Here is a 3,749-nt window from a genome sequence, read left to right on the forward strand (position 1 = left end):
GGGTGCGCGGCGAACGCCGGGTACCCGGGGGCCGCCGGCGGGCCGGGGCGTCCGGTCCGGCCGGGCGGACCGGCCGGCCCGGCGCCGTGGTCGGCGCCCGCCGGGACGAGGGGGCCGGAGCGGATCGCGGGGCCCGTCCGTATCTGCTCGGTCAGCAGGTACGGGTTGCCGCCGGTCCCCGCGACGAGCGCGCCCACGGCCTCGTGTCCGTGGCCGTGGCCGCACAGGGACGTGGCCAGGTCGAGGGCGGCGCTCGGGCTGAGGTCGCTCAGGTGGATGTGGCGGTCGGGGCGCAGCCCCTCCATGAACTCGACCAGGAGGTGCTGGTCGCTGGCCGGCTCGCCGCAGCGTTTGGTGGCCAGCAGGACGACGGGGAGGTTCTCCAGACGGCGGCTCAGGAAGCCGAGCCAGAGCAGGGACGGGCAGTCGACGTGCTGGACGCTGTCGACGGTCAGCAGGATAGGGGTGCGCCGGGCGGCCCGGCCGACGCTCGCGCAGAGCTCCGCGAGGAGCGGGTAGTCGGGCTGGACCCGGCCGCCCTCGTGCGGCTCCCGGTAGGCGGCGAAGGTGCGGCCCCAGTCGTGGGCGGTGTCCGGCAGCGTTCCGAGCAGCTGGTGCACGACCCCGAGCGGGAAGCGCTGCTCCGCCGGTGACGCGGTGGCGGAGAGGACGGTCATCCCCTCGTCGCGGGCCGTCTCCTCGGCCCAGCGCAGCAGCGAGGTCTTGCCGGTGCCGATGATGCCCTCCAGCAGGGCCACGGCGCCCGCGCCCGCTCTCGCGGCGGCCAGTATGTCGATGATGGTCTTCGATTCCCCGCTCCTGCCGAACAGCTCCTTGGGCACCGCCCCACACCTCCCTGCCGCACAGTGGAATGACTCGGACGAGGTCGCCACTTCGGCAGGGGGAGCCAAACGGAAAAGCGGTGGAACCGGCGCCGTCAAGGCCGTTTTCAGGTCATGGCCCGAAACGCCGCCGTCATACTGGAAATGCCTTCTTCAGACGGCGTGGAGATCGATCGAACTCCTCCACGCCGATCCCCCGAACACCGGTGAACGGCCCACACCTCCGAGGATCCCGACGCTAACACGGGGGCGGCGATATTTGTACAGCGGATCTCGTCGCACGGATTCCGGACGTATTCCTTCGGCCATTGCTTCGGTTCCACCGTATTGAGGGAAATGGGGGCCGCACGGGTACGGTCGGCACCGATGCACGGCGGTGACCAGTGAACGTCCCGGAATGCGTTGCCGCGTGCGGCAGTTCACCACCGGCCAATTGGCGTGAATCTGATGGAGGGAGCGGTACCCGCGTGTCCGCGATCAGCGAGGAGCTCCGCACCGAACAGTTCGTCATGTCCCTGCGCGGAGTCGTGCCGTACGTGTACGAGCAGGCCTGGCAGTCCGTCCTGGACGGCACCCCGCTGTCCCGCACCGCGCTCCACCGCGGGCCGGACGGCCCGCCGCGCCGCACGCCTCGGTCCGAGGTCCGCTTCCGGCTCCAGATCGTCGACTGGCGGGCGACCCGGGCCGAGGTGCAGGACGCCCGGCTCGCCGAGCGCCTGGCCGGCGAGTCCGCCGCCGGACTGCCCCTGGACCGGGGCCCGTCGATGTGCGCCACCCTGATCCGGCGCTCCGACCGCGACTGGACCTTCGCCTGGCGGTACGCCCGGGAGCTGATGGACCGGCAGGCCGGGCTGCGGATCCTGGAGGAGGCCGCGGACGCGTACGCGGTGCTGCTGCGCGGCGGCACCCCGCGGACCGCCGCCCGTACCCGGGGACCGGTGGCGCGATGAGCGGCGACCCGTCGGTGCGGCTGTTCTGCCTGCCGTTCGAGGGGGCCTCGGCGGGCGTCTACCTGCCCTGGGCCGAGGCGCTGGGGACCTCGGTGGTCGTCACCCCCGTCGAGCTCCCGGGCCGCGGCCGGCATCCGCGCCGCCGCCCCTGCGGCCGGCTGGAGCCGCTGCTCGCCGAGATCATCCCGTACGTGGCCCGCATGCGGGACCGCCCGTTCGCCCTCTACGGGCACGGCTTCGGCGCCCTCCTCGCCTACGAGATCGCCGCCCGCCTGGAATGGGAGTACGACGCGGTGGCGGAGCGGCTGTACGTCTCCGGGGCCGGCGTCCCGTACCGGCGCGCCCCCGAGCACGCCGTCGCCCAGCTGCCGGACGCCGAGCTGCTGCGGCGGCTCGGCCGGCGGGGCCGGATCCCCCCGGGCGCCCTCGACCCGCTGCGGGCGCCCCGGGTGCTGCCCGCGCTCCGCGCCGACCTCGCCGTCCTGGAGGCCTACCGGCGCGACCCGCGCCACGTCGTGCACTGCCCGGTCACCGCGATGGGCGGCAGCGCGGACCCGAGCGTCACCGGGGCCGATCTGGCCGGCTGGCGCCGGTGCACCCGGCGGTCGCTGCGGGTGGACACCGTCACCGGTGACCACTACTTCCCGCTCACCGCCCGCTGGGAGCTGCTCGACACCTTCAGCCGGGACCTGATGCGCCCCCGGATCCGTGCTCCGCGGGCGGTCGGCGGCGGCCGTCCCCGCGTGACGGCCGGTTCCGGCCCCCACGGTCCGGCGGCCGGTCCCGGAACCGGCAACAAGAGTTGTCCGGTCTCCCCCGCGTCCCCATCCTGGCAGGCGGAGGTGACCGCATGACACCCACACAGGACACCGGAGGCCTCGCCGGTGACGCCCTCGGCAGCACGGCCGAGGACCTGGCCGAAGACCCGACCGGTCAGGAGGCCGACGACCCGGCCGACGACCCCGCCGAGCAGGAGGCCGAGCTGCACGCCGGCTTCCTGACCGAGGCCGTCCACTGGCTGCGGGGCCTGCTCGGCCCGGCCGACCGGGCCGCGACGGCCGTCCACCGGATCCTCGATCTCGGCAGCGGCCCCGGTGTCGCCTCGCGCGCCCTGGCCGAGGCCTTCCCGGAGGCGCGGGTCGTCGCCGTGGACCGGTCGGCCGCCATGCTGGCCCGGGCCCGCTCGCTGGCCGCCGAGCACGGACTGGCCGACCGGATCAGCACACAGCAGGCCGAACGGCCGGAGGAGTTCGCCCGGTCCGGGCCCGTCGACCTGATCTGGACCGGGAACGTCTGCCGTCACCTCGGCGACCAGCAGGCCGCCCTGCGGAGCATGGCCGCCGCCCTGCGGCCCGGCGGGCTGCTCGCCGTCGCCGAACGCGGTCTGCCGCCGCGCTTCCTCCCCCGGGACATCGGCATCGGACGGCCAGGGCTCCAGGCGCGCCTGGACGCCGCCGCCGAGGAGCAGGTCACCGCCCGGCGGTCCCGGCTCCCCGGAGCCACCTCCGTGGTCGAGGACTGGCCCTGCATGCTGGCCTCGGCCGGGCTGGTGCCCGCCGGCACCCGCACCTTCCTCATCGAGTTCCCGGCGCCGCTCGACGTACCGGTGCGGCGACACCTCCACACCCGGCTGCGGGAACTCCTCGCCGACCTCGGCGACCGCCTCGACCTCGTCGACCGGCTCACCGTCGAGCAGCTCCTCGACGGGGACGCCTGCACCGGCGTCCTCTGGCGGCCCGACGCCTTCTACCTGACCGCCGTCACCGTGCACACCGCGCGTTTGTGCCGGCCCCTCGCCGCCCACTGAATCCGGCCGCTGAATTCGTCACCTTGGCGGAAACCGACCAGGGAAAGAATAGGAGAACGAATTAACTAAGGAGATTAGCAGCGCCCGTACTTCCGCAATGCCCCCGAAGCGCCCTCTCGCCCTCGGGGGCCTTCGGCATGCCCTGAATCC

The 3,749-nt window shown here is 74.2% G+C and carries 4 protein-coding genes; 3 read left to right on the forward strand and 1 reads right to left on the reverse strand.

What is annotated here, in order from left to right:
* On the reverse strand, positions 1-842 hold an 842-nt coding region (locus EAO70_RS36940), incomplete at its 3' end, for a BREX system ATP-binding domain-containing protein (protein WP_148007138.1).
* Between the two features lie 467 nt (positions 843-1,309).
* Here EAO70_RS36940 and EAO70_RS36945 point away from each other — a divergent pair.
* The 3 genes from EAO70_RS36945 to EAO70_RS36955 are packed head-to-tail and all read left to right on the forward strand — an operon-like array spanning position 1,310 to position 3,599.
* A complete protein-coding gene (locus EAO70_RS36945) occupies positions 1,310-1,792 on the forward strand; it encodes a hypothetical protein (protein WP_148007139.1) in 483 nt (160 codons plus the stop codon).
* Positions 1,789-2,646 (forward strand): thioesterase II family protein, encoded by an 858-nt coding sequence (locus EAO70_RS36950; protein ID WP_148007140.1) that lies wholly within the window; start codon positions 1,789-1,791, stop codon positions 2,644-2,646. Before EAO70_RS36945 ends, EAO70_RS36950 begins: the two co-directional genes overlap by 4 nt.
* The gene (locus tag EAO70_RS36955) at positions 2,643-3,599 is read left to right on the forward strand and encodes a class I SAM-dependent methyltransferase (protein WP_148007141.1); all 957 of its coding nucleotides are present in this window, start codon (positions 2,643-2,645) and stop codon (positions 3,597-3,599) included. Before EAO70_RS36950 ends, EAO70_RS36955 begins: the two co-directional genes overlap by 4 nt.
* Positions 3,600-3,749 lie beyond the last annotated feature (150 nt).

It is taken from the genome of Streptomyces sp. adm13(2018) (assembly GCF_008042145.1).
Lineage (GTDB): Bacteria > Actinomycetota > Actinomycetes > Streptomycetales > Streptomycetaceae > Streptomyces.